The sequence below is a fragment of the Microbacterium sp. EF45047 genome (assembly GCF_028472845.1).
Lineage (GTDB): Bacteria > Actinomycetota > Actinomycetes > Actinomycetales > Microbacteriaceae > Microbacterium > Microbacterium neungamense.
On sequence record NZ_CP069429.1, the window covers coordinates 1,490,684 to 1,514,120 of the forward strand.

A 23,437-nucleotide genomic window follows, 5' to 3' on the forward strand; every position below is an offset into this window, starting at 1 on the left:
GGTCGCGGGGCGCGGCGCGCGACCGCCCCGGTCGAGGTCAGGGCTGCGCGGCCGCCTCGCGGCGCTGCGCCCACAGGTCGCGCAGCACGTTCTCGAACGCGGCGGGCGGCTGCGCGCCGCTGATGCCGTACCGTCCGTCGATGACGAAGAACGGCACGCCGTTGATGCCGTAGGCGCGCGCCTGCGCCTGGTCCGCGCGCACCGCGGGCAGGTACCGCGCGCTCTCCAGCGCCTCCCGTGTCTCGTCGCGGTCGAGCCCGACCTCGGCCGCGAGCTCGACGAGGTCGTCGATGCGGCCCACGTGCCGGCCCTCGGTGAAGTACGCCGACATCAGCCGCTCCTGCATCTCCAGCTGACGGCCCTTGTCCTTGGCGACGTGCAGCAGCTCGTGCGCCTTGACCGTGTTGGTGTGCTGGAGCAGGTCGAAGCGGTAGTCCAGGCCCGCCTGCGCGGCGACGCCGGTGACATGGTCGAGCATCTGCTCGACCTGCGCACGCGGCATCCCCTTGTGCCCGCACAGGAAGTCCACCTCGTCGCCGTCGAAGTCGACGGGGGTGTCGGGCGCGAGCTCGAAGGAGTGGTAGGTCACCCGCACCTGCGGGGCGTCCTCACCGGCTGCCGCGGCCGCCAGGCCCGCTTCCAGATTGCGCTTGCCGATGTAGCACCACGGGCAGGCGATGTCGGACCAGATGTCGATCGAGATGGGTTCGCTCACACCCAGGCGCAACCGCGCTCACCGGCGTCGTATTCCGTTGGTAGCATCTTCGGATGCTCGACACCCCGCACCGCGTGCTCGTGGCCGGCGTGACCGGATCGGGCAAGACGACACTGGCGGCCCGGCTCGCGGAGCGCTGGGGCCTGCGCCACGTCGAGATCGACGCGCTCTACCACGGCCCGGATTGGACACCGAGGGCGTCGTTCCTCGACGACGTGCGCGCCTTCGCGGCCGAGGAGCGCTGGGTCACCGAGGGCGTCGTTCCTCGACGACGTGCGCGCCTTCGCGGCCGAGGAGCGCTGGGTCACCGAGTGGCAGTACACCAGCAAGGGCACGAGCGAGATCCTCGCCCCGCGTGCCGAGCTCGTCGTCTGGCTGGACTACCCCTACCGCGTGGTGCGGGCACGGCTGGTCCGGCGCACGTTCGGTCGGGCGGTGCTGCGCACCGAGCTGTGGAACGGCAACCGCGAACGCGGCGTGGCGAACATGTTCCGCCGCGACCCCGAGGTGAACATCCTGGCGTGGCAGAAGCGCACCCTGCACCACTGGCAGGAGCAGATGCCCGAGCTGCAGCGGCGCTACCCGCACCTGCAGGTGCTGCGGTTCCGGCATCCGCGCGAGACGGAGGCGTGGCTTCGTCAGCGGGACGGCGCGTTCACCGCGCCGCCGAAGCGGCGATCGCGGGACAGATAGATCTCGATCGCGCGCCACAGCTCCTCGCGGGAGAAGTCCGGCCAGAGCGTGTCCAGGAAGACCATCTCCGCGTAGGCCGACTGCCACAGCAGGAAGTTCGACGTGCGCTGCTCCCCCGAGCTGCGCAGGAACAGGTCCACATCGGGCATGTCCGGCACATACAGGTGCCGGCGGATCTGCTTCTCGGTGATGGCGCCCGGCTTCATGCGCCCCGTGGCCACGTCCTCGGCGATCGCGCGCATGGCGTCGACGAGCTCGACCCGCCCGCCGTAGTTCACGCACATCGTCAGCGTGAGGACGTCGTTGCCGCGGGTGAGCTGCTCGGCGTACTGCAGTTCCTTGATCACCGAACCCCACAGGCGCGGCTTGCGCCCGGCCCAGCGCACCCGCACCCCCCATTCGTTGAGCTGGTCTCGGCGGCGATGCAGCACGTCCCGGTTGTAGCCCATCAGGAAGCGCACCTCCTCCGGGGAGCGCGCCCAGTTCTCGGTCGAGAACGCGTACACCGACAGGTGCTTGACGCCGGCCTGGATCGCGCCGGCGACCACGTCGAGCAGCACCTCCTCGCCGGCCTTGTGCCCCTCGATCCGGTTCAGGCCCCGCCGGTTCGCCCAGCGCCCGTTGCCGTCCATCACGATCGCGACATGGTTCGGCACGGCCGGGAACGCGGGCGGGTGGATGCCGGTCCAGTCCAGCGGCCGGTACGGCACGGCGTCCTTGTGCGTGTACGGTTTCGGGGTCACCGGGCTCCTTCGCGCTGCGGGTCGGACACGTGGGCGAGCGAGCGGATGCCGCGCTCGAGATGCCATTGCGCGTATGCGGCGACCGTGCCGGAGGCGGCGGCCGTGTCGGCCGGGGTCGCTGCATCCACGGTCGCCCAGTCCCCCGCCATCAGCGCGCGCAGCAGGGCGAGGGCGGATGCCGCGATGCGCGGGCTCCCCGCCGGGGCGCAGTCCGCGCAGATCAGCCCGCCGAGCTGCGCGACGAAGGCGGCGTGCGGGCCGGGCGCCCCGCAGCGTGCGCAGTCCTGCAGCGCCGGGGCCCAGCCGGACAGCGCCATGACCCGCAGCAGGTAGGAGTCGAGGATGCTCCGCGGGGCGTGCTCGCCGCGGGACAGGGCGCGCAGCCCGCCGACCAGGAGCAGGTACTGCTCGGGCGTCGCCTCGGCCTCGTTCAGCCGGTCGGCGGTCTCGACCATGGCGTTCGCGGCGGTGAAGCGGTCGTAGTCCGCGGCGATGTCGGCGCCGTAGGCGCCCAGCGACTCGGCCTGCTGGACGATGTCCAGCGAGCGGCCCTGGTAGAGCTGCACGTCGGCGACCATGAACGGCTCCAGCCGGGACCCGAACTTCGACGAGGTGCGCCGGACGCCCTTCGCGACGGCGCGGATCTTGCCGTTGCGCCGCGACAGCATCGTGACGATGCGGTCCGCCTCACCCAGCTTGTGGGTGCGCAGGATCACCGCTTCGTCTCGGTAGGTGGGCATCCAACGATTATCCTCCGCGCACGGGAGAATGGTCGCGTGACCGAACCGCTCTTCACCATCCCGCTCTGGGCAGACCTGCTCGGCGTGGGGCTCGGCGGCATCCAGGGCGCGATGTTCGCGTCCGGCTTCCAGGGCCAGCGCCGGCTCGACCTGCTCGGCGTCGCGATCATCGGGATCATGATCGGCATGGGCGGCGGACTCATCCGCGACCTGCTGCTCGGCGAGCCCCCGGCGACGCTGCAGAGCAACTGGTACCTGCTCACCGCCGGGGGCGCCGCGCTGCTCGGGATGCTGCTGGCCGGGCTGTTCCAGCGCGTGAACACCGTGATCGTCGTGCTCGATGCCGTGGTGATCGGGATGTTCGGCGCGTTCGGGACCAGCAAGGCGATCGCGGTCGGCATCCCCCGAGGTGCCTGCGGTCTTCATCGGTGTGTGCGCCGCGGTCGGCGGAAGCGTGCTGCGCGACGTCCTCGTGGGACTGCCCGTCGCGATCATGCACGTCGGGTCGCTGTACGCGGTGGCCGCCGGCGCGGGTTGCGCCTTCATCGTCACCGCGCACACCCTGGGGATGCCGATCACCCCGGCCGCGATCATCGGGATCGCCGTGACCGCCGTGTTCCGGGTGCTCGCCGTCGTGTTCGACGTCTCCCTCCCCGAGCAGCGCCGCCTCTACCGCCGCAAGGTGGCCGCCGAGACCGGCTCCATCCCGATCGTCAAACCCTGACCCTCACCCCGGGTTGGGGCGGATTCTCGACCTTGGGGCGGCTCTCCGCCGCCCCGAACGCGAGAATCCGCCCCAAACCCGAAAGAGAAGGGAAGGGGGGATCCGGCGACGGGGTCAGCCGGCGACGAGCTCCGGCTGACGGGCGCGGATCGAGCGGTTCACGCCGGAGACGATCGCCTTGAGGGACGCGGTGGAGATGTCGCCGTCGATGCCGACGCCCCACAGCCGCTGGTCGCCGACCTGCAGCTCGACGTAGGCGGCCGCCTGCGCGTCGCCGCCGGCGCTGAGCGCGTGCTCGACGTAGTCGTACACCGTGATGTCGAAGCCGTGCTCGCGGAGCACCTCCACGAACGCCGCCACCGGCCCGTTGCCGCGGCCGGATGCGGTGACCCGCTCGTCCTCGTCGCGCAGCACCACGTCCAGCTGCACCTCGCCCGACATGTCGCTGCGGATCTCGGTGCCGAGCAGCTCGAACCGGCCCCACTTGGCATCCGCGTCGTCGGCCGGCAGGTACTCGTCGGTGAAGATCTCCCAGATCTGGTCGCTGGTGACCTCGCCGCCCTCGGCATCCGTCTTGGCCTGCACGACGCCGGAGAACTCGATCTGCAGCCGGCGAGGCAGGTCGAGGGCGTGGTCGGTCTTCAGCAGGTAGGCGACGCCGCCCTTGCCGGACTGCGAGTTCACCCGGATCACGGCCTCGTAGGAGCGGCCGAGGTCCTTCGGGTCGACCGGCAGGTACGGCACGGCCCACCCGATCTCGTCGACCGGCCGGCCCTCCGCCTCGGCGCGCGCCGCCATGGCCTCGAAGCCCTTCTTGATGGCGTCCTGGTGCGATCCGCTGAACGCGGTGAAGACGAGGTCGCCCGCCCACGGGCTGCGCTCGGGCACCGGCAGCTGGTTGCAGTACTCGACGGTGCGCTTGATCTGGTCGATGTCGCTGAAGTCGATCTGCGGGTCGATGCCCTGCGTGAACAGGTTCACGCCCAGGGCGACCAGGTCGACGTTGCCGGTGCGCTCGCCGTTGCCGAACAGGCACCCCTCGATGCGGTCGGCGCCGGCCATGTAGCCGAGCTCGGCGGCGGCGATCGCGGTGCCGCGGTCGTTGTGCGGATGCAGCGACAGGATGACGTTCTCGCGGTGGTTCAGGTGCCGGCTCATCCACTCGATCGAGTCGGCGTACACGTTCGGCGTGGCCATCTCCACCGTGGCGGGCAGGTTGATGATCACCTTGCGGTCGGGCGTCGGCTGGAACACCTCCAGCACCTGGTTGCAGACGTCGACGGCGAACTCGAGCTCGGTGCCGGTGTAGCTCTCCGGCGAGTACTCGTAGTACACCTGCGTGCCCGGCACCGTCTTCTCGTACTGGCGGCACAGCCGGGCGCCGTTCAGGGCGATGTCGATGATGCCCTGCTTGTCGGTGCGGAACACCACGTCGCGCTGCAGCACGCTGGTCGAGTTGTACAGGTGCACGATCGCCTGCTTCGCGCCGGCGATGGCCTCGTAGGTGCGGGCGATGAGGTGCTCACGCGCCTGGGTCAGCACCTGGATCGTGACGTCGTCCGGGATGAGGTTCTCCTCGATCAGCTGCCGGACGAAGTCGAAGTCCGTCTGGCTCGCCGAGGGGAAGCCGACCTCGATCTCCTTGTAGCCCATGCTCACGAGCAGCTCGAACATGATGCGCTTGCGCTCGGGGGACATCGGGTCGATGAGGGCCTGGTTGCCGTCGCGCAGGTCGACCGCGCACCAGCGGGGCGCCTGGGTGATGCGCTGCGAGGGCCAGGTGCGGTCGGGCAGGTCGACGCGGATCTGCTCGTGGAACGGACGGTACCGGTGGATCGGCATCGAGGACGGGCGCTGATTGTTCTTCATGGGACTTCTTCTCTTCGTCGGGGATGTTCTCAGGCCAACACGAGCGCCGCGACGAGGAAGGCCCGGGAATCAGGCCTCGTCGCGGCAGCTAAGAAGAAGCAGCGCGCCGTAAGGCATGCATCGATGGTAACAGCATCGGATGCCGGTGCGCACCCGCGCCCGGCGGCTCCGCCGAGACGATCGGTCGCGGGTGGACACTGTCAGTCATGAGCACAGTGCGCAGCATCCGACTCCTCGCGGCCTTCGGACTTGCCGGATTGCTCGCCCTCGCCGGCTGCGCCGGGACCCCGGGCGGGCACCCGCCGACGAGCTCCGCGGGATCCGGAGGCGATCCGCTCGGCGCCGCGGCGCCCGCGCCGCCGGAGGGCGAGGTGACCGGCGCCGGCACGGTGATGGACCACGCCGGCGCGGCCGAGTTCTGCCTCGGCCCGATCGCGGAGTCGTACCCGCCGCAGTGCCGCGGCATCCCGCTGGCGGGGTGGAGCTGGGACGGCGTCGACGGCGCGGAGGCATCCGGGGACGTGCGCTGGGGCGCCTACGCGCTCACCGGCCGGTACGACGGGGAGACGTTCACCGTGACACAGCCGCCCATCCTGCTGGCGCTGTACGACCCGCCCGCGCCCGAGGACCCCACCGGCGGGCAGCCGGGGCACACCGCCGAGGAGCGGCTTCTGGATATCCAGGCGGAGCTCGACGACCGGCTGGGCGGTGACGGCCGCACGTACTTCGGGTCGTATCCGGAGAACGGGTACCTGTGGGTGGACGTGCTGTGGGATGACGGCACCTACCAGGAGGCGGCGGACGCCGAGTTCGGCGAGGGCGTCGTCGTCATCCGGTCCGCACTGCGGGAAGCGGGATAGTGCTCAGAAGCCGAGGCGGCCGAGCTGCTTCGGGTCGCGCTGCCACTCCTTGGCGACCTTCACGTGCAGCTTCAGGAACACGCGGGTGCCCAGCAGCTCCTCGATGCCGGCCCGCGCCGTGGCCCCGACGTCGCGCAGCCGGGCGCCCTTGCGGCCGATGATGATGGCCTTCTGGCTGTCGCGCTCGACGACGATCGAGGCGTGCACATCGGTGAGGTCGGCGTCCTCGCGCGGGGCGATGTCGTCGACGACGACGGCGATCGAGTGCGGCAGCTCGTCGCGGACGCCCTCGAGTGCGGCCTCGCGGATGATCTCCGCGATCCGGTCCTCCACCGACTCGTCGGTGACCACGCCGTCCTCGTACAGGCGCGGACCCTCCGGCATGAGCTGCACCAGCTCGTCGGCGAGCACGTCCAGCTGCTGTCGGGTGAGCGCGGAGAGCGGGATGACCGCCTCCCAGTCCTCGCGCAGCGAGTCCACCTCCATCAGCCGCTCCACGACGGCGTCCTTCTCGGCGGCATCCGTCTTCGTCACGATCGCGATCTTCTTCGCCCGCGGGTAGCCGTCCAGGGAGGCGGCGATGCGGCGGTCGCCCGGGCCCACCTTCTCGGTGGCCGGCACGCAGAACCCGATCACGTCGACGTCGCCGAGCACCTGCTCGACGAGGTCGTTCAGCCGCTCCCCGAGCAGCGTGCGCGGCTTGTGGATGCCGGGCGTGTCCACGATCACCAGCTGCCCGTCCGGGCGGTTCACGATGCCGCGGATCGCCCGCCTCGTGGTCTGCGGCTTCTCGCTGGTGATCGCGATCTTCTCCCCCACCAGCGCGTTCGTGAGCGTAGACTTGCCCACGTTCGGGCGCCCCACGAAGGTCACGAACCCGCTGCGGGTCCCGTCAGTCGTCTCCTCGCGGTCGCTCATCGTCCGCTCCTTCCGTCTCCTCCGGCGCCCGTTCCACGAACACCGTCGCGATGCCCCGCCCGCGTCCGCGCGAGGCGCCGCCGGTGAGCACCAGCCCGCCGATCGTCGCGGTCGCTCCCGGCTGCGGGATCTGCCCGAGGGCCTTGCCGAGCAGTCCGCCGATGGAATCCACGTCGTCGTCCTCGAGCTCCAGCCCGAACAGGTCGCCCACGTCCTCCAGCGAGAGCCGCGAGCTGACCCGGTAGCGCCCGTCGCCGAGGTCGACCACCTCCGCCGGCCCGCGGTCGTACTCGTCGGAGATGTCGCCGACCAGCTCCTCGATGAGGTCCTCGAGGGTGACCAGCCCGGAGATGCCGCCGTGCTCGTCGATGACCAGGCACACGTGCACGGCGTCGCGCTTCATCTGCTGCAGCAGGGTCTCGGCGCGCATCGACTCCGGCACGAAGGTCGCCGGCCGCGCGATCGGCCGCACCGGGGCGCCGCGCCACGCGCTCTCGTCCCGGTAGGCGAACTGCACCAGGTCCTTCAGGTAGAGCACGCCGACCACGTCGTCGGCCTCGTCGTCGACCACCGGCATGCGGGAGACGCCGCTGCGCAGGAACAGCTCCATGGCGTCGGTGGTGGTGGCCTCGGCGTCGACCGTGAGCATCTCGGTGCGCGGCACCATCACGGCGCGCACGAACTGATCGGTGAAGTCGAACACCGAGTGGATCAGGTCGCGGTCGTCCTCCTCGATCAGATCGTTGGAGGCGGCCTCGTCGACCATGCTCAGCAGCTGCTCCTCCGAGGCGAAGCTGCTGCGCCCGGTGCCGGGGGTCACCCGGCGGCCGGCGGCGACGAGGGCGGATGCCAGCGGGCCGAGCAGGATCCGCACCCCGCGCACCACCGGCGCCCAGGTGCGCAGCATCCCGTCGGCGTGCAGCCGGCCGAACGAGCGCGGGCTCGCGCCGACGAGCACGAAGGTGATCCCGGTCATCAGCACGGCGGTGGCGAGCATCGCCCACCAGATGTTCGGCAGCAGGAAGACGAACGCCACCGTCACCAGCACGGCGGCGGTGGTCTCGGCGAACACGCGCATGAACGCGACGGCGTTGACGTGCGTGTCGGGGTCGGCCGCGATCCGGCGCAGCGCGTCGGCGTTGCGACCCTGGTCCGCCATCTCCTCCAGATCGGAGCGGGAGCTCACCGAGAAGGCGGCGTCGACCGCGGCCATCAGGCCGCCGAAGGCGACCAGGAGCACGGCGGCCGCGAGCAGGAAGGCTGCGGTCATCGGCGCCGTTCGGACTCCGCGAAGCCGCGGATCAGCTCCCGCTGCAGCCCGAACATCTCACGCTCCTCCTCGGGCTCGGCGTGATCGAAGCCGAGGAGGTGCAGCAGCCCGTGGGTGGTGAGCAGGATGAGCTCGTCCATCAGCGAGTGCCCGGCGGTCTGCGCCTGCGACTCGGCCACCTGCGGGCACAGCACGATGTCGCCGAGCAGGCCGGGCGGGGTGGGCCGGTCGGCGGTGCCGGGGCGCAGCTCGTCCATCGGGAAGCTGAGCACGTCGGTGGGACCGGGCTCGTCCATCCACTGCACGTGCAGCGCCTCCATGGCGCCCTCGTCGACCAGGACGATCGCGACCTCGGCATCCGGGCTGACGTGCAGCTGGGCGAGGTTGAACTCGGTGAGCCGCTGCAGCACGGTCTCGTCGATCTCGACGGCGGACTCGTTGTTGATCTCGATCATGACAGTCCTCGCTTCGGCATCCGGTCCCTCGGCCCGCGCTGCAGCCCGGCGCGGCGCTCGGCGCGGTTGGCGAACTCGGCGGCCTGCTCGCGCTCGTGGCGGGCGGCGACCCGCTTCTCGTCGTACTCGCTGTAGGCGTCGACGATCCGGCCGACCAGGGAGTGCCGCACCACGTCCTCGCTGGTGAGGCGGGCGAAGTGGATGTCCTCGATGTCCTTCAGCACCCGGGTGACCAGCCGCAGACCGGACGCGCCGGTGGGCAGGTCCACCTGGGTGATGTCGCCGGTGACGACCATCTTGGTGCCGAACCCGAGGCGGGTGAGGAACATCTTCATCTGCTCGGGCGTGGTGTTCTGCGCCTCGTCCAGCACCACGAAGGAGTTGTTCAGGGTGCGGCCGCGCATGTACGCCAGCGGCGCGACCTCGATGGTGCCGGTCGCGATCAGCCGCGGCACGATCTCGGGGTCCATCATCTCGTTCAGCGCGTCGTACAGCGGCCGCAGATACGGGTCGATCTTGTCGGTCAGGGTGCCGGGCAGGAACCCGAGCCGCTCCCCCGCCTCGACCGCCGGCCGGGTGAGGATGATCCGGTCGACCTCCTTGCGCTGCAGCGCCTGCACGGCCTTCGCCATCGCCAGGTAGGTCTTGCCGGTGCCGGCCGGGCCGATCCCGAACACGATCGTGTTCTGGTCGATCGCGTCGACGTACTCCTTCTGCCCGGGGGTCTTCGGCCGGATCACCTTGCCGCGGGTGGACAGGATCGCCTCGGCGAGCAGCTCGCTCGGGCGCACGTTCTCGTCGCGGCGCAGCATCCGGGCGGAGTTCTCCACGTCCGCCGGCCCCAGGTCGTGCCCGGCCTTCGTCATCGCGATCAGCTCGTCCACCAGGGTCTTCGCCGCCGCGACGTCGGCGTCCGCGCCCGTCAGCGTGATCTCGTTGCCGCGCACGAGGACCTGCACGGACGGATGCTGACGCTCCAGCACCCGCAGCAGGCGGTCCTGCGGGCCGAGCAGCTGCACCATCGCGACGCCGTCGGCGTAGATGCGCTCGGTCCGCTGCTGTCCGTTCCGCTCCGCGTCGGTCCGCTCGGGATCCGCCCCGTCGGGGCGCTGCTCGTCAGGCACCGACGCTCTTCTCGTCGAGGCCGCCGGCGAGCACGTGCGCGTGCACGTGGAAGACGGTCTGACCGGCCCCGGCCCCGGTGTTGAAGACGAGACGGAAATCGCCGTCGGCGTGCTCGTCGGCGAGCCGCTTCGCGACCTCGACCATCTCGGCCAGCAGGCCGGGATCGCCGGCGGCGAGCTCGGTCACGTCGCGGTACTCCTCGGTCTTCGGGATCACCAGCAGGTGCACCGGCGCCTGCGGGGCGATGTCGCGGAGCGCGAACACGCGGTCGGTCTCGGTGAGGATCTCACCGGGGATCTCCCCGTTCCGGATGCGGGTGAAGATCGAGGGTTCCGTCATAGACGCCAGTCTACGGTCACCACCGGCCGAGGATGCCGGACAGCACGGCGATCGCGGCGGGCCCTGCCGTCGAGGTGCGCAGCACGGTGTCGCCCAGGCGCACCCGCTCCGCGCCGGCCTCCTCGAGCCGGGCGAGCTCCTCCGGGGCGATGCCGCCCTCGGGTCCCACCACGAGCAGCACATCCCTGCCGTCCGGGCGGATGCCGGTGAGGCGGTGCTCCGCGGTCGGGTCGAGCACGAGCATCCGTTCGGCCTGCGCCCGTGCCGCCAGCTGCGCGGTGCTGTGCACCTCGGTCACGTCCGGCACCCACGCCCGGTGCGCCTGCTTCGCCGCCTCGCGCACGATCGCGGCCCAGCGCTCGCGTCCCTTCGCCGCCTTCGCCCCCTCCCAGCGGGACACGCTCCGCGCGGCCTGCCACGGGATGATGCCGTCCACCCCGAGCTCGCACGCGGCCTGCACCGCGAGCTCGTCGCGGTCTCCCTTCGCCAGCGCCTGCGCCAGCAGGATGCGGGAGGAGGGCGGTTCGTGCGTGCGCCGCTCGGTGACCCGCACCGTCACCTGGCTGGCGGAGACGTCCTCCACCGTGCCGGTGAGCCAGACGCCGGAGCCGTCGCCGATGGTGACCGTCTCGCCGACGCGGACGCGCCGGACCACGGCGGCGTGCTTGGCCTCCGCACCGGTGAGCACGACGGTCTCGCCGACCTCGGCATCCGTGCTGGCGGGGGCCAGGAAGTGCAGCGCCATCTCCGCGCCCCGCTCAGTGCCCGCGCAGGCGGTCGCGCAGCTTTGAGAACAGCCCCTGCTGGAACTGCGCCAGCTTCGGCTGCGGCGGCTTGGCCTTGCGGGCGAAGTCCTCGATGAGCTTGCGCTGCGCGGAGTCGAGCTTGGTGGGCGTGACCACCTGCACGCCCACCCGCAGGTCGCCGCGCTGCGTGCCGCGCAGCGGGGTGATCCCGCGCCCGGCGATCGTGAGCACGTCGCCGGACTGGATGCCGGGCCGGATCTCCAGGTCGACCGGGCCGTCGAGCGCCTCGATCGTCGTGGTCGTGCCGAGGATGGCATCCGTCATCGCCACCTCGAGCGTCGCGAGCAGGTCGTCGCCGTCGCGGCTGAACACCGGATGCGGGGCGACGGTGACCTCGACGTACAGGTCGCCGTTCGGGCCGCCGGCGCGGCCGACCTCGCCGGAGCCCGGCAGCTGCAGGCGCAGCCCGGTCTCGACGCCGGCCGGGATGTCGAGCGAGACGGTGCGCCGGGAGCGGACCCGTCCCTGCCCGCCGCACGCGCCGCACGGGTACGGGATGCGGGTGCCGAAGCCCTCGCAGCTGCCGCACGGCTGCGAGGTGATGACGTTGCCGAGCAGGCTGCGCACCTGGCGCTGCACGTGCCCGGTGCCGCCGCACACGTCGCAGGTCACCGGAGAGGTGCCCGGCTGGCAGCAGCTGCCCTTGCAGGTCTCGCACAGCACGGCGGTGTCCACCTCGATGTCGCGGTGGGTGCCGAAGACGACATCGCCGAGGTCGAGGGTGACCCGCACCAGGGCGTCCTGCCCGCGCTCGCGGCGGGAGCGGGGACGGCCGCCGCGGGCGCCGCCGGCCGCGCCGAAGAACGTCTCGAAGATATCGCCGAAACCGCCGAACCCGCCGAAGGAGCCGTTCGCGTCGCCGCCCATGTCGTAGCGGCGGCGGGACTCCTCGTCGCTGAGCACGTCGTACGCGTGCGTGACGAGCTTGAAGCGCTCGGCGGCCTCCTCCCCCGGGTTCACGTCCGGGTGCAGCTGGCGCGCCAGGCGCCGGTAGGCCTTCTTGATCTCATCCTGGGTGGCATCGCGAGACACCCCGAGGACCTCATAGTGGTCCGCCACGGTCACCTTTCTGGATCTGTTCTCCGCACCGCCTCAGCGGGCGGCTTCGTCTTCCTCGAGCAGCTTCGAGAGGTAGCGCGCCACCGCCCGGGCGGCGGCGAGGTTGGTCGGGTAGTCCATCCGCGTCGGGCCCATCACGCCCACCCGCGCGGTGCCGCCCGGGGCGGCGTAGTTGCTCGCCACGATCGACGCCTCACCGAGGCCGAACGGCGCGTTCTCGGTGCCGATGCTCGCCGCGAGCCCGTGCTCGTCGGTGACCATCTCGCTCATCAGCTTCAGCAGCGTCACCTGCTCCTCGATCGCCTCCAGGAGCGGGTGGATGCTGCCGCGGAAGTCCTGCTCCCGGCGCGCGAGCGTGGCCGCACCGGCCATCACCAGCCGGTCCTGCCGGAACTCCTCGAGCTCCTCGGCGATCACCCCGCCCAGCGTGAGCAGGGCGGGGTGCGTGCGGGTCGCCGACGGCTCCGGGTCCACGATGGTCTGCACCCGCTCGGAGGCGTCGCCCACGGCGCGCCCGGTGATCAGCGAGGCCAGGCGCGCGCGCAGCACGGCCACGTCCTCGGCGTCCACGTCGATGGGCAGGTGCGCGATGCGCTGCGACACGCCGCCGGCATCCGTCACCAGGATCACCAGCAGGCGGTTCGGGGCGAGCGAGACCAGCTCGACGTGCGTGATGTGCGCCCGGGCGAAGGACGGGTACTGCGCGAGCGCGACCTGGCCGGTCAGACGGGTGAGCACCCGCACGGTCCGCGCCATCAGGTCGTCGAGGTCGCTGGGGTCGGAGAGGAAGGACTCGATCGCCTTCCGCTGCGCGCTGGACAGCGGGCGCAGCTGGGCGAGGTGGTTCACGAAGACGCGGTAGCCCTTGTCGGTCGGCACGCGCCCCGAGGACGTGTGCGGCGCCGTGATGAGCTCCTCGTCCTCCAGCTGCGCCATGTCGTTGCGGATCGTCGCGGCGGACACCCCGAAGGCGTGCCGCTCGACGATGGACTTGCTGCCGACCGGCTCGTGGGTCTCCACGTAGTCCTGCACGATCGCCCGGAGGACCTGCAGCCCGCGCTCTGTGACCATCATCCCTCCCGCTGGCACTCGGCCACTCTGAGTGCCAATTCTACCGCGTGAGGGCGCGCACGACGGCGTCCGCGAGGAGGCGCCCGCGCAGGGTCAGGCGCACCGCGCGGTCGCGCACGGCCGCCGCGGGGTCGATCAGGCCGTCCGCGATGAGGCCGGCGACGCGGTCGCGATTCCCGTCCGGCAGCTCCGCGATGGGGATGCCCTCGGCGATGCGGCTGCGCAGCAGCACGCTCTCCAGCATCCGCGCCTCCGGGTCGGGCTGCTCGCGGCCGGCCGCGGGCGACTCCCCCGCCGCGAGCCGCTGCGCGTAGGCGGCGGGGTGCTTCACGTTCCACCAGCGCAGCCCGGCCACGTGGCTGTGCGCCCCGGGCCCGAAGCCCCACCAGTCGTGGCCGCGCCAGTAGGCGAGGTTGTGCCGGGAGCGGTTGTCGTGCACGGTGCCGGCGCCCGCGCCGACCTCCGCGCCCGTCTCGGCCCCTGAGCCTGCCGAAGGGCGCGCCCAGTTGCTCACCTCGTACCAGGCGTACCCGGCGCCGGCGAGCCGGGCGTCCGCCAGCTCGTACATGTCCGCCTGCAGGTCGTCGTCCGGCGCCGGCACCTCGCCGCGGCGGATGCGGCGGGCCAGGCCCGTGCCCTCCTCGATGATGAGCGCGTACGCGGAGATGTGGTCGGGCTCCAGGGCGAGCGCGGCGTCCAGGGAGCGCTCCCAGTCGGACAGGGACTCGCCGGGGGTGCCGTAGATGAGGTCCACGCTCACCGCGAGCCCCGCCTCACGGGCGGCGTGCACGGCCGCGGCGACGTTCTCCGGCCGGTGGGTGCGGTCCAGCACCGCCAGCACGTGCGGGACGGCGGACTGCATCCCCACCGACATCCGGGTGACGCCGGCCGCCGCGAGTTCGCGCGCGACGCCGGGCGTGACCGTGTCGGGGTTGGCCTCGACGGTGACCTCCGCGCCGTCGCGCAGCCCGAACGCGTCCACGGCGGTCTGCAGCATCCGCGCCAGGTCCCCGGCCGGCAGCAGCGTGGGCGTGCCGCCGCCGAAGAACACGGTGTCCATCGGGCGCACGCCCCCGGCATCCGCGAGCACGTCGCGCGCGAGCGCGATCTCCGCGGCGACCGTGGTGGCGTAGTCCTCCTGGCGGGCGCCGCGCAGCTCGGTGGCGGTGTACGTGTTGAAGTCGCAGTACCCGCAGCGGACGCGACAGAACGGCACGTGCAGGTACGCCGAGAACGGAGTCGCCGGATCGACGCGGACGGATGCCGGCAGGCGCCCGTCCGGCGGAGCCGGGTCGCCCAGAGGCAGCGGTCCTGCCATCAGACCGGGGTGGCGTACAGCGGGGAGATCGCCCGCAGGTAGCGGGCGAACAGCTCACGGCGGCGGCGCTTCACCAGCGCCGGCACCAGGCGGTAGAGCAGCGCGACGGGAGCGTCGAAGGCGCGCACGGTGAACCACACCTCGTCGCTGTCCTCGCGCCAGTCGACGTCGAACGACTCCTCGCCGCTGACCACGGAGCCGCCGACGGTGCCGAGCACGAAGCCGATGCGGCGGCGCTCCTCGGTGACCGAGATCACCCGCAGCTCGGCGTCGGCGCGCATCCCGGCGACCCGGCCGCGCACCTTCAGGGTCGTGCCGGGGGCGACGAACGGCGTGCCCTCGGCGTCGAAGCGCTGCTCGGTCTGCGGGCGGCTCGGGGCGATCGGGGCGCCCTCGGCGTCGAAGCTGACGCCCGTGTAGCCGGGACTGGCGGCGGGCCGCAGGTCGGCGAGCTCGAGGCCCGCCGCGCGCTGCGCGGTCCACGACAGCAGCGCCTCGCCGGCGACCCGGAAGCGCTCCTCGCCGCTGCCGATGCGCCACGACTCCTCGGCGGGGATGCTGCGCTCCGGCGGATACTGCATGAGGTCCGGCGCATGGGTGGCACCGACCGCGGCGTAGTCCACCGTGCCTTCTCGGAATGTTCCGCGACGCATGGGGACAAGCCTAGACGGCGTACCTGGACGGCGTCCCCAGCGGATGCCGGGTGGCGTCCCTTCCTCCGGATGCCGCCCGGGGACGGCGACGGGGCCGGTGGCGAACCACCGGCCCCGCTTCAGGAGGCTGCGACGCGAGCGCCGTGCTTACTCCTTCTCGTAGCCCACGTTCTCGACGGGCTGGACGCCGAACAGGTCGAGACCGACGTACGGCTCCGGCGTGAGGTTGGCCAGGCCCTCCTTGACGGTCCAGATCTCCGGGCCGTTGAACAGCGGCATGACGCCCCAGGTCTGAGCGTAGATCTCGGCCTCGAGCTCCATCGCGGCCTTGGTCTGCTCCTCCGGGTCGGTGATCGTCTCGATCTCCTCGTGGATCTTCTTGTCGATCTCCGGGGTGCCGGTGCCGGACAGGTTCAGGCTGCTGTCGGAGCAGTAGAGCTGGCAGAACCACGCGGCGCCGAACGGGTCGGAGGACGTGAAGTTCAGCAGGAAGATGTCCCAGTTCTTGGACGTGTAGTCGTCCGCGAAGTCCGCCGAGGGGCGGATCTGGACATCGACCTCGACGCCGATCTCCTTCAGCTGGGACTGGACGGCGAGGCCGCGCGCACGGGCGGTCTCGGTGTCGCTGTGGATCGGGAACACGATCGACAGGCGGACGCCGTCCTTCTCGCGGATGCCGTCCTCACCGGGCACCCAGCCGGCCTCGTCGAGCAGCTCCTTGGCGTGCTCCACGTCGCCGTCCTTGCGGCCGGCCTTCTCCAGCGAGTTGCTGTAGCCGGGCTGGAACGAGAACAGCGTGAGCGAGCCGGCCGGCTCCTCGGTGTAGTTCAGGCCGTCCCAGGTGATCTCCTTGAGCTGCTCGATGCTGATCGCGGAGAAGATCGCCTCGCGGACCTCGAGCTCGGCGAGGGCGGGCTTCTCGGAGTCGAGCTCGAGCAGCGCGTTCGCCGTGGCCTGGCCCCGGTAGGTCTTCACGCCCTCGAGGTCGGCGACCTGGGCGAGGTGGTCGGCGGTGCCGGTCTCGGCCATGTCGACCTCGTCGTTGCGCAGGGCGTTGACGGCCGCGTTCGGCTCCATCTGGATGAAGGTGACCTTGTCGAGCAGCGGCTCGTTGCCCCACCACTTCTCGTTCGGGACGAGGGTGACCACGCCGCCGGCCTTGTCGAAGTTCTCGATGGTGTACGGGCCGGCGCCCCACTCCGGGTGCCAGTCGCCGAGGAAGGCGGTGTTGAACAGCTCCGCCGAGTTCACCGCGGGGTGCAGCAGGCCGCCGGTGTAGACCATCTCCGGCCAGGCGAACTTGCCGTCGAAGGTGACGATGACGTCGCGGTCGGTCTCGCCCTTCTCGACGGACTTGATCTCCTTCCAGCCGTCGGTCGCGTTCGGCTGGTACTCCGAGTTGTCGCGCTGGGCGACCCAGGTCGTCTCGAACGACTTCCAGTCGATCGGGGTGCCGTCGTTCCAGACCGCCTTCTCGTTCACCTTGAAGCGGATGACGGTGTTGCCGCCCTCCTCGCCGATCTCGTACTCGTCGAGGTAGGCGTCGTTCTTGTAGACGGTGCCGTCCGGCTCCATCAGAAGGATCTGCGGGGTGTACCACGTCGCGATCTGGGTGACGCGGGCGTCGCCGTCGCTGTGGAAGTGGTTCAGCTGCTCCGCGATGTTCGACACCGGGATGCGCAGCTCACCGCCCTTCTGCAGGTTCTCGCGCGGCTGCGGGTTGTAGTCCGCCCCGGTGACGGTCGTGGGCCCTTCGCCCTCGTTGCCGCCGCCGCCGCCGTTGTTCGCCGTCGAACAACCGCTCATGGCGAGGACGAGAGCGCCGCCGATCGCAGCGGCTCCCATCAGCTTCTTGTGCCGGTTCATGGTTCTCCTTTGTGCCTTTCGGCCTTACTTGGGGATAGGGGCAGGATATGTCTCTGAGACTGCGGTTCAGGCGCGGGGGGACCGAATGTTATCGGACTGTGCACTAAGCGCCGGCGGACCGCAGGCACCCTCCGCCGGGCCGCAGAGGCAGGCTCCCGCCCGGCAGAGGGCAGGCTCCCGCCCGGCCGCGGAAGGTGCGGCCGGGCATCCGAGTTCTCCGCGCGTCAGCTGGCGACGGGCTCGGTCGCGCCGAAGCCCTCGACCGGCAGCACGATGCGCTGGCGCGTGCGCTCGATGTCGGGGTCGGGGATCGGGATCGCCGACAGCAGCGCCTTCGTGTACGGATGCTGCGGGCTGTCGAACACGTCGTCGACGTCGCCGTGCTCCACGAACTCGCCCTTGTACATCACGGCCACGCGGTCGGCGATGTGCCGCACCACGGCGAGGTCGTGCGCGACGAACAGGTAGGACAGCCCCAGGCGCGCCTTCAGCTCGTCGAGCAGGTTGATCACGCCGGCCTGGATCGACACGTCCAGGGCGGAGACCGGCTCGTCGAGGACGACGATCTTCGGGTTCGTCGAGATGGCGCGGGCGATGCCGATGCGCTGACGCTGGCCGCCGGAGAACGCCTGCGGGAAGCGGTCGCTGTGCGCCGGGTCGAGACCGACCAGGCCCATCAGCTCGTCGACGCGGTGGGCCACCTCGTCCTTGTCCATGCCGATGGCGAACATCGGCTCGGCGATGATGTCCCAGACGGTCATGCGCGGGTCCAGGGCGCCCATCGGGTCCTGGAACACGATCTGCAGGTCGCGGCGGACGCGTCGCTCCTCGGCGCGGCCGCGGATGTCGGCGACGCTGGTGCCGGCGATGCGGATGTCGCCGTTCTCCTGCGGCACGAGGTCCATGATCTGCAGCAGCGTCGTGGTCTTGCCGCTGCCGGACTCGCCGACGATCGCGAGCGTCTCGCCCTCGCGGACGTCGAAGCTGATGCCCTTGACCGCCTGCACCTCGCCGACCTTGCGCTTGAAGAACGCGCCCTTCATCAGCGGGAACGTCTTGGTGAGGTTGGTCGCCTCGAGGGTGATCGGGCGCTCCTCACGCGGCACGCGCGCCAGGTCGCTCTCCGGGATGGCCGGCACGGGGTAGACCGGGAGTCCGCCGATGCGGCCCTCGTCGTCGATCTCGTGGGCGCGGATGCAGGCCGCGGTGTGCTCCTCGTGGCCGCCGGTGGCGACCGGGAGGAGGTCGGGCTCGCGCTGCACGCAGGCCTCGATCGCGATCGGGCAGCGCGCGGCGAACGGGCATGCGTCCGGCAGGTCGATGAGCAGCGGCGGGTTGCCCTTGATCGGGATCAGCGGCACCTTCTCGGACTTGTCCACGCGCGGGATCGCGCCCAGCAGGCCGATCGAGTACGGCATCCGGGTGCGGTAGAAGAGCTCGCGCACGGGGGCGTGCTCGACGGGCTTGCCGGCGTACATCACCATCACGTCGTCGGCGGTCTTGGCGACCACGCCCATGTCGTGCGTGATCATGATCATCGCCGCGCCGGTCTCCTGCTGCGCCTTCTCCATCAGGTCGAGGATCTGCGCCTGGATGGTGACGTCGAGCGCGGTGGTGGGCTCGTCGGCGATGATCAGCTTCGGGTCGTTCGCCATCGCGATGGCGATCACGACGCGCTGCCGCATGCCGCCGGAGAACTCGTGCGGGAACGACTTCATGCGCCGCTCCGGGTCGGGGATGCCGACGAGCGTGAGCAGCTCGACCGCCCGGTTCCAGGCGTCCTTCGCCGACAGCCGCCGGTGCACGGTGAGCGCCTCGATGAGCTGGTCGCCGATCGTGTACACCGGGGTGAGCGAGGTGAGCGGGTCCTGGAAGACCATGGCCATGCCGTTGCCGCGGATCATGGACATCTGCTTGTCGGTCTTGCCGAGCAGCTCCTGGCCGTCGAAGACGATCGAGCCGGACACGCGGGCGTTGTCGTCGAGCAGGCCCATGATCGCGAGCGAGGTGACCGACTTCCCGGAGCCGGACTCGCCGACGATGCTGAGCGTCTTGCCGGCCTCCAGGTCGAAGGAGACGCCGCGGACGGCGTCGACGCGCCCCGCCTCGGAGGGGAAGCTGACCTTCAGGTCACGGACGGAGAGAACAGTGCTCATGCGCGGCCTCCTGCCGCCGAGGTGGGATCGAGGGCGTCGCGCAGGCCGTCGGCGATGAGCGACATCGAGACGGTCAGCAGGGTCAGCGCGGCGGCCGGGAAGTAGAACAGCCAGGGGGCGCTGGTGATGGTGCCGGCGCCGTACCCGATCAGGGCGCCGAGCGACACGTCCGGCAGCTTCACGCCGAAGCCGAGGAAGGACAGCGCCGTCTCCGCCATCACGGCGTTGACGATGCCGAGCGTGAAGTTGATCACCAGCAGCGAGCCGATGTTCGGCAGCATGTGCCGGAGCACGACCCGGAACCCGGAGATGCCGGCGTAGCGGGCGGCGTGGATGTACTCGCGCTCGCGCAGGGAGAGCGACAGCGTCCAGATGATGCGCGCCGGCATGAACCAGCCGACCACGAACACCAGCACCAGTGAGATCACCAGCCAGTTCCCGCCGGCGTCGTTGGAGATCATCGACAGGATCAGGAAGTTCGGGATCACCATCATGAAGTGGATCAGGAACAGCATGATCCGCTCATACGGGCCCCCGAAGTAGGCGGCCGTGGCGCCGACGATCGCGGAGACGACGGTCGTGCCGACCGCGACGACCACGGCGATCATGAGCGACCGCTGCAGGCCGACCGCCACCTGGGCGAAGTTGTCGTTGCCGGAGCCGTTCGTGCCGAACCAGTGGTCGCCGTTGGGCGCGTCGCGCAGGGACAGGAAGTCCAGCTCGGTGTGGCTGTACGGCGCCACCAGCGGGCCGATGATCGCGAACAGCACGAGCAGCAGGAACACGATCACGCCGGCCACGGCCGGACGGTTGCGCAGGAAGCGGCGGGTGTACAGCCGCCACTTGGAGGTGCGCTTGCGGGGCAGGCGCTGGGCGGTGGTGTCCGGGCCGACCGGCGGCTGGACGACGGGGTCGATCATTTCCGTGGACATGTCAGCTCACCCGCACTCTCGGGTCGAGGGCGACGACGGCGATGTCGGCCAGGATCGCGCCGATCGCGGTCATCAGCGCGCCGAACGCGGCGATCGCCACGGTGCCGTGGATGTCGTTGGTCGCGAGGGTCTGCAAGAAGTACCGTCCCATGCCGTTCCAGTTGAAGATCGTCTCGGTCAGCACGGCGCCGGTGAACACGCCGGGGATGGTGAAGGCGACCTGGGTCGTGACCGGGATGAGGGAGGTGCGCAGCGCGTGCTTGCGCACCGCCTGCGCCTTGGTCAGGCCCTTCGCACGCGCGGTGCGCACGTAGTCGGCCTTGATGTTGTCGAGGAGGAGGGAGCGCTGCAGGAAGTGGTAGCCGGCGTAGCCGGTGAGCACGAGGGCCAGCGTCGGCAGGAACAGGTGCTGGAGCGTGTCGATGAGCACCGGGAAGAATCCGGTCACCCCCTGGCTCGCCGAGCCGGTGACGTAGAAGACGCGGGTGCCGACCCAGTTGTTGAACCCGATGGCGAGGATCACCAGTCCGAGGCCGGCGACGACGACCGGGATGTTCATCGTGATGATGGAGGTCGCCTGCCCGATGCGGTCGGGGAGCTTGTACTGGCGGGATGCGGTGTACACGCCGAGCGCGATGCCGATGACGGTCGTGAGGATGGTGGCGCCGAGGACCAGTTCCGCGCTGACCCAGATCCGATAGGCCACCTGCTCGTTCACGGACTCGCCGGTGGGGCCGAGGCCCCAGTTCCAGTGCAGGACGATGTTGGTCAGCCAGGTCCACCACCGCTCCATGAGCGGGACGGACTCGCTGAGGTTGCGAGGACGCAGCAGGTCGTCGATCTGCTCGGGTGAGAGCGGGGGCCTGCGGCCGACGTAGTTGTTCTCGGGATCGAGATACAGCCAGGCGAGGAAGTACGTGATGTTCGTCGCGGCGACGATCATCAGCACCCACCCGATGAGGCGGCGCACGAGATACTTGATCAAGGTGTTGATTCTTTCTCTTTTACAGCCGTGCGCGGGATCTGCCGACGCAACGCTGGGTCGGGAAGACATTCAACATCATCCGAACCGATCCTGCGACACGGCACCCCGTACGGGCTGTTACGGAGTTGTGCTCAGGCTGGGACTGAGTGTCAGAGCCCCAGGCAACCTCGCGAGACTATCACCACTGCACCGAATCGGCATCAGCGCGCCGGGCCCGTAGAATCGACGGAGCCCGTCCACCGATTCAGGGAACCATGTCTCCGCGCGCCCTCACTCCGCTGTCGCCTGCTGCGACGCCGGCTTCGCAGATCCGCAACTTCTGCATCATCGCCCACATCGACCACGGCAAGTCGACGCTGGCCGACCGGATGCTGCAGATCACCGGCGTGGTGGCCGACCGTGACATGCGCGCGCAGTACCTGGACCGGATGGACATCGAGCGCGAGCGCGGCATCACGATCAAGTCGCAGGCGGTGCGGATGCCGTGGCAGGTCACCGACCCGTCCACGGGCTCAGCATCCACCTACGCGCTGAACATGATCGACACACCCGGGCACGTCGACTTCACCTACGAGGTGTCCCGCTCGCTCGCCGCGTGCGAGGGCGCCATCCTCCTCGTCGACGCGGCGCAGGGCATCGAGGCGCAGACGCTGGCGAACCTGTACCTCGCGCTGGAGAACGACCTCACGATCATCCCGGTGCTGAACAAGATCGATCTCCCCGCGGCGGACCCGGAGAAGTTCGCGAAGGAGCTGGCCGACCTGATCGGCGGGAAGCCGGAGGACGTGCTGCGGGTGTCGGGGAAGACCGGCGTGGGCGTCGAGGAGCTGCTGGACCGCATCGTGCAGGAGATCCCGGCTCCGGTCGGCGATCCCGAGGCGCCGGCCCGCGCGATGATCTTCGACTCGGTGTACGACGCGTACCGCGGCGTGGTGACCTACGTCCGGATGGTCGACGGCAAGCTGGAGCCGCGGGAGCGCATCCAGATGATGTCCACCAAGGCCACGCACGACCTGCTCGAGATCGGCGTGTCCAGCCCGGAGCCGATCCCGACCCAGGGCCTCGGCGTCGGCGAGGTCGGCTACCTGATCACGGGCGTGAAGGACGTGCGCCAGTCGAAGGTCGGCGACACGGTCACGACGTCGCGCAAGCCGGCATCCGAAGCCCTCCCGGGCTACACCGACCCGAAGCCGATGGTGTTCTCGGGTCTGTACCCCATCGACGGCAGCGACTACGCCGAGCTGCGCGAGGCGCTCGACAAGCTCAAGCTCTCCGACGCCTCCCTGGTCTACGAGCCGGAGACCTCCGTCGCGCTCGGCTTCGGGTTCCGCTGCGGCTTCCTCGGCCTGCTGCACCTCGAGATCGTCACCGAGCGGCTCGCCCGCGAGTTCGGGCTGGACCTGATCACCACCGCGCCGAGCGTGGTGTACGAGGTGATCACCGACACCGGCGAGAAGGTGACCGTCACCAACCCCAGCGAGTACCCGGACGGCCGGGTGGCGAGCGTGCACGAGCCGATGGTGAAGGCGGCGATCCTGCTGCCGAAGGACTACGTCGGCACCGTGATGGAGCTGTGCCAGTCGCGGCGCGGGTCGCTGCTGGGCATGGAGTACTTCTCGGAGGAGCGCGTCGAGCTCCGCTACAACATCCCGCTCGGCGAGATCGTGTTCGACTTCTTCGACCAGCTGAAGTCCAAGACGCAGGGGTACGCGAGCCTCGACTACGAGCCCAACGGCGAGCAGGAGGCCGACCTCGTCAAGGTCGACATCCTGCTCCAGGGCGAGAAGGTGGACGCGTTCAGCTCGATCGTGCACCGCGACAAGGCGTACGCGTACGGCACGATGATGGCCGAGCGGCTGCGCAAGCTCATCCCGCGGCAGCAGTTCGAGGTGCCGATCCAGGCCGCGATCGGCGCCCGGATCATCGCCCGCGAGACCATCCGCGCGATCCGCAAGGACGTGCTCGCCAAGTGCTACGGCGGTGACATCACCCGCAAGCGCAAACTCCTCGAGAAGCAGAAGGAGGGCAAGAAGCGCATGAAGATGGTGGGCCGGGTCGAGGTGCCGCAGGAGGCGTTCATCGCCGCGCTGTCCGGGGACGTCGAGGGCAAGGACAAGAAGTAGCGCCGGAACCGGAGCCG

Annotated in this window: 21 protein-coding genes and 1 pseudogene; 4 read left to right on the top strand and 18 right to left on the bottom strand. The window is 70.5% G+C overall.

Annotated features, from left to right (window positions below):
- Positions 1 to 37 precede the first annotated feature (37 nt).
- Positions 38 to 715, bottom strand: coding sequence for a DsbA family oxidoreductase (locus JRG78_RS07185; protein ID WP_259606050.1), 678 nt, complete (start codon positions 713 to 715; stop codon positions 38 to 40).
- A 273-nt stretch (positions 716 to 988) separates the two neighbouring features.
- Here JRG78_RS07185 and JRG78_RS07190 point away from each other — a divergent pair, with 273 nt between their 5' ends.
- On the top strand, positions 989 to 1,408 hold the full coding sequence (locus tag JRG78_RS07190) for a hypothetical protein (RefSeq protein WP_259606051.1): 420 nt from the start codon (positions 989 to 991) through the stop codon (positions 1,406 to 1,408).
- Here the strand turns inward: JRG78_RS07190 and JRG78_RS07195 are convergent.
- Together JRG78_RS07195 and recO are read right to left on the bottom strand one after the other, a co-directional pair.
- A complete protein-coding gene (locus tag JRG78_RS07195; RefSeq protein ID WP_259606052.1) occupies positions 1,354 to 2,151 on the bottom strand; it encodes an isoprenyl transferase in 798 nt (265 codons plus the stop codon). The two genes, JRG78_RS07190 and JRG78_RS07195, sit on opposite strands and share 55 nt — an antisense overlap.
- The gene (gene recO / locus JRG78_RS07200) at positions 2,148 to 2,891 is read right to left on the bottom strand and encodes a DNA repair protein RecO (RefSeq protein ID WP_259606053.1); all 744 of its coding nucleotides are present in this window, start codon (positions 2,889 to 2,891) and stop codon (positions 2,148 to 2,150) included. Before recO ends, JRG78_RS07195 begins: the two co-directional genes overlap by 4 nt.
- Positions 2,892 to 2,927: 36 nt before the next feature.
- On the opposite strand from recO, the pseudogene JRG78_RS07205 reads away from it, so the two are divergent.
- Positions 2,928 to 3,615, top strand: a pseudogene (locus JRG78_RS07205) (trimeric intracellular cation channel family protein).
- Positions 3,616 to 3,729: 114 nt separating this feature from the next.
- Here the strand turns inward: JRG78_RS07205 and leuA are convergent.
- The gene (gene leuA, locus JRG78_RS07210) at positions 3,730 to 5,484 is read right to left on the bottom strand and encodes a 2-isopropylmalate synthase (protein ID WP_259606054.1); all 1,755 of its coding nucleotides are present in this window, start codon (positions 5,482 to 5,484) and stop codon (positions 3,730 to 3,732) included.
- 206 nt (positions 5,485 to 5,690) lie between these two features.
- Here leuA and JRG78_RS07215 point away from each other — a divergent pair, with 206 nt between their 5' ends.
- Positions 5,691 to 6,344 carry a hypothetical protein gene (locus tag JRG78_RS07215; protein ID WP_259606055.1) on the top strand — a complete coding sequence of 218 codons (654 nt, stop codon included), beginning with the start codon at positions 5,691 to 5,693 and terminating at the stop codon, positions 6,342 to 6,344.
- 3 nt (positions 6,345 to 6,347) lie between these two features.
- Here JRG78_RS07215 and era read toward each other — a convergent pair whose 3' ends face one another.
- From era to JRG78_RS07285, 14 genes are all read right to left on the bottom strand, one after another.
- Positions 6,348 to 7,262 carry a GTPase Era gene (gene era / locus JRG78_RS07220; protein WP_272653252.1) on the bottom strand — a complete coding sequence of 305 codons (915 nt, stop codon included), beginning with the start codon at positions 7,260 to 7,262 and terminating at the stop codon, positions 6,348 to 6,350.
- On the bottom strand, positions 7,237 to 8,532 hold the full coding sequence (locus tag JRG78_RS07225) for a hemolysin family protein (protein WP_272653253.1): 1,296 nt from the start codon (positions 8,530 to 8,532) through the stop codon (positions 7,237 to 7,239). The genes era and JRG78_RS07225 overlap by 26 nt, the downstream gene beginning before the upstream one ends.
- Positions 8,529 to 8,987 (bottom strand): rRNA maturation RNase YbeY, encoded by a 459-nt coding sequence (gene ybeY, locus JRG78_RS07230; protein ID WP_259606058.1) that lies wholly within the window; start codon positions 8,985 to 8,987, stop codon positions 8,529 to 8,531. The genes JRG78_RS07225 and ybeY overlap by 4 nt, the downstream gene beginning before the upstream one ends.
- On the bottom strand, positions 8,984 to 10,009 hold the full coding sequence (locus JRG78_RS07235; RefSeq protein ID WP_272653801.1) for a PhoH family protein: 1,026 nt from the start codon (positions 10,007 to 10,009) through the stop codon (positions 8,984 to 8,986). Before JRG78_RS07235 ends, ybeY begins: the two co-directional genes overlap by 4 nt.
- A 94-nt stretch (positions 10,010 to 10,103) precedes the next feature.
- Positions 10,104 to 10,451: an HIT domain-containing protein gene (locus JRG78_RS07240; protein ID WP_272653254.1), complete on the bottom strand. Its 348-nt coding sequence runs from the start codon at positions 10,449 to 10,451 to the stop codon at positions 10,104 to 10,106.
- A gap of 16 nt (positions 10,452 to 10,467) precedes the next feature.
- Complete coding sequence (locus JRG78_RS07245; RefSeq protein ID WP_272653255.1) at positions 10,468 to 11,196, bottom strand: 16S rRNA (uracil(1498)-N(3))-methyltransferase; 729 nt, start codon at positions 11,194 to 11,196, stop codon at positions 10,468 to 10,470.
- 13 nt (positions 11,197 to 11,209) lie between these two features.
- Positions 11,210 to 12,316, bottom strand: a complete 1,107-nt coding sequence (dnaJ, locus tag JRG78_RS07250) for a molecular chaperone DnaJ (RefSeq protein WP_259606061.1) — start codon at positions 12,314 to 12,316, stop codon at positions 11,210 to 11,212.
- A gap of 33 nt (positions 12,317 to 12,349) precedes the next feature.
- Positions 12,350 to 13,387 carry a heat-inducible transcriptional repressor HrcA gene (gene hrcA, locus JRG78_RS07255; protein ID WP_259608158.1) on the bottom strand — a complete coding sequence of 346 codons (1,038 nt, stop codon included), beginning with the start codon at positions 13,385 to 13,387 and terminating at the stop codon, positions 12,350 to 12,352.
- A gap of 40 nt (positions 13,388 to 13,427) precedes the next feature.
- On the bottom strand, positions 13,428 to 14,705 hold the full coding sequence (hemW, locus tag JRG78_RS07260; protein ID WP_259606062.1) for a radical SAM family heme chaperone HemW: 1,278 nt from the start codon (positions 14,703 to 14,705) through the stop codon (positions 13,428 to 13,430).
- Complete coding sequence (locus JRG78_RS07265; protein WP_259606063.1) at positions 14,705 to 15,358, bottom strand: DUF1990 family protein; 654 nt, start codon at positions 15,356 to 15,358, stop codon at positions 14,705 to 14,707. The genes hemW and JRG78_RS07265 overlap by 1 nt, the downstream gene beginning before the upstream one ends.
- A gap of 147 nt (positions 15,359 to 15,505) precedes the next feature.
- Complete coding sequence (locus JRG78_RS07270; RefSeq protein WP_259606064.1) at positions 15,506 to 17,224, bottom strand: ABC transporter family substrate-binding protein; 1,719 nt, start codon at positions 17,222 to 17,224, stop codon at positions 15,506 to 15,508.
- 224 nt (positions 17,225 to 17,448) lie between these two features.
- Positions 17,449 to 19,380 (bottom strand): ABC transporter ATP-binding protein, encoded by a 1,932-nt coding sequence (locus JRG78_RS07275; protein WP_259606065.1) that lies wholly within the window; start codon positions 19,378 to 19,380, stop codon positions 17,449 to 17,451.
- Positions 19,377 to 20,312: an ABC transporter permease gene (locus tag JRG78_RS07280; RefSeq protein ID WP_259606066.1), complete on the bottom strand. Its 936-nt coding sequence runs from the start codon at positions 20,310 to 20,312 to the stop codon at positions 19,377 to 19,379. Before JRG78_RS07280 ends, JRG78_RS07275 begins: the two co-directional genes overlap by 4 nt.
- Position 20,313: 1 nt before the next feature.
- Complete coding sequence (locus JRG78_RS07285; protein WP_259606067.1) at positions 20,314 to 21,297, bottom strand: ABC transporter permease; 984 nt, start codon at positions 21,295 to 21,297, stop codon at positions 20,314 to 20,316.
- A gap of 254 nt (positions 21,298 to 21,551) precedes the next feature.
- Between JRG78_RS07285 and lepA the strand changes: the two genes are divergently transcribed.
- Positions 21,552 to 23,420: a translation elongation factor 4 gene (gene lepA, locus JRG78_RS07290; RefSeq protein WP_259606068.1), complete on the top strand. Its 1,869-nt coding sequence runs from the start codon at positions 21,552 to 21,554 to the stop codon at positions 23,418 to 23,420.
- The last annotated feature ends 17 nt before the right edge of the window (positions 23,421 to 23,437 follow it).

What these genes read in the sequence shown, in the direction of transcription:
- JRG78_RS07225 (WP_272653253.1), bottom strand. Translation starts at nt 8,532, where the DNA reads ATGACCGCAGCCTTCCTGCTCGCGGCCGCCGTGCTCCTGGTCGCCTTC.
- recO (WP_259606053.1), bottom strand. Translation starts at nt 2,891, where the DNA reads ATGCCCACCTACCGAGACGAAGCGGTGATCCTGCGCACCCACAAGCTG.
- JRG78_RS07235 (WP_272653801.1), bottom strand. Translation starts at nt 10,009, where the DNA reads ATGGTGCAGCTGCTCGGCCCGCAGGACCGCCTGCTGCGGGTGCTGGAG.
- lepA (WP_259606068.1), top strand. Translation starts at nt 21,552, where the DNA reads ATGTCTCCGCGCGCCCTCACTCCGCTGTCGCCTGCTGCGACGCCGGCT.
- JRG78_RS07265 (WP_259606063.1), bottom strand. Translation starts at nt 15,358, where the DNA reads ATGCGTCGCGGAACATTCCGAGAAGGCACGGTGGACTACGCCGCGGTC.
- JRG78_RS07270 (WP_259606064.1), bottom strand. Translation starts at nt 17,224, where the DNA reads ATGAACCGGCACAAGAAGCTGATGGGAGCCGCTGCGATCGGCGGCGCT.
- hrcA (WP_259608158.1), bottom strand. Translation starts at nt 13,387, where the DNA reads ATGGTCACAGAGCGCGGGCTGCAGGTCCTCCGGGCGATCGTGCAGGAC.
- hemW (WP_259606062.1), bottom strand. Translation starts at nt 14,705, where the DNA reads ATGGCAGGACCGCTGCCTCTGGGCGACCCGGCTCCGCCGGACGGGCGC.
- JRG78_RS07245 (WP_272653255.1), bottom strand. Translation starts at nt 11,196, where the DNA reads ATGGCGCTGCACTTCCTGGCCCCCGCCAGCACGGATGCCGAGGTCGGC.
- JRG78_RS07240 (WP_272653254.1), bottom strand. Translation starts at nt 10,451, where the DNA reads ATGACGGAACCCTCGATCTTCACCCGCATCCGGAACGGGGAGATCCCC.
- ybeY (WP_259606058.1), bottom strand. Translation starts at nt 8,987, where the DNA reads ATGATCGAGATCAACAACGAGTCCGCCGTCGAGATCGACGAGACCGTG.
- era (WP_272653252.1), bottom strand. Translation starts at nt 7,262, where the DNA reads ATGAGCGACCGCGAGGAGACGACTGACGGGACCCGCAGCGGGTTCGTG.
- leuA (WP_259606054.1), bottom strand. Translation starts at nt 5,484, where the DNA reads ATGAAGAACAATCAGCGCCCGTCCTCGATGCCGATCCACCGGTACCGT.
- JRG78_RS07215 (WP_259606055.1), top strand. Translation starts at nt 5,691, where the DNA reads ATGAGCACAGTGCGCAGCATCCGACTCCTCGCGGCCTTCGGACTTGCC.
- JRG78_RS07280 (WP_259606066.1), bottom strand. Translation starts at nt 20,312, where the DNA reads ATGTCCACGGAAATGATCGACCCCGTCGTCCAGCCGCCGGTCGGCCCG.
- JRG78_RS07275 (WP_259606065.1), bottom strand. Translation starts at nt 19,380, where the DNA reads ATGAGCACTGTTCTCTCCGTCCGTGACCTGAAGGTCAGCTTCCCCTCC.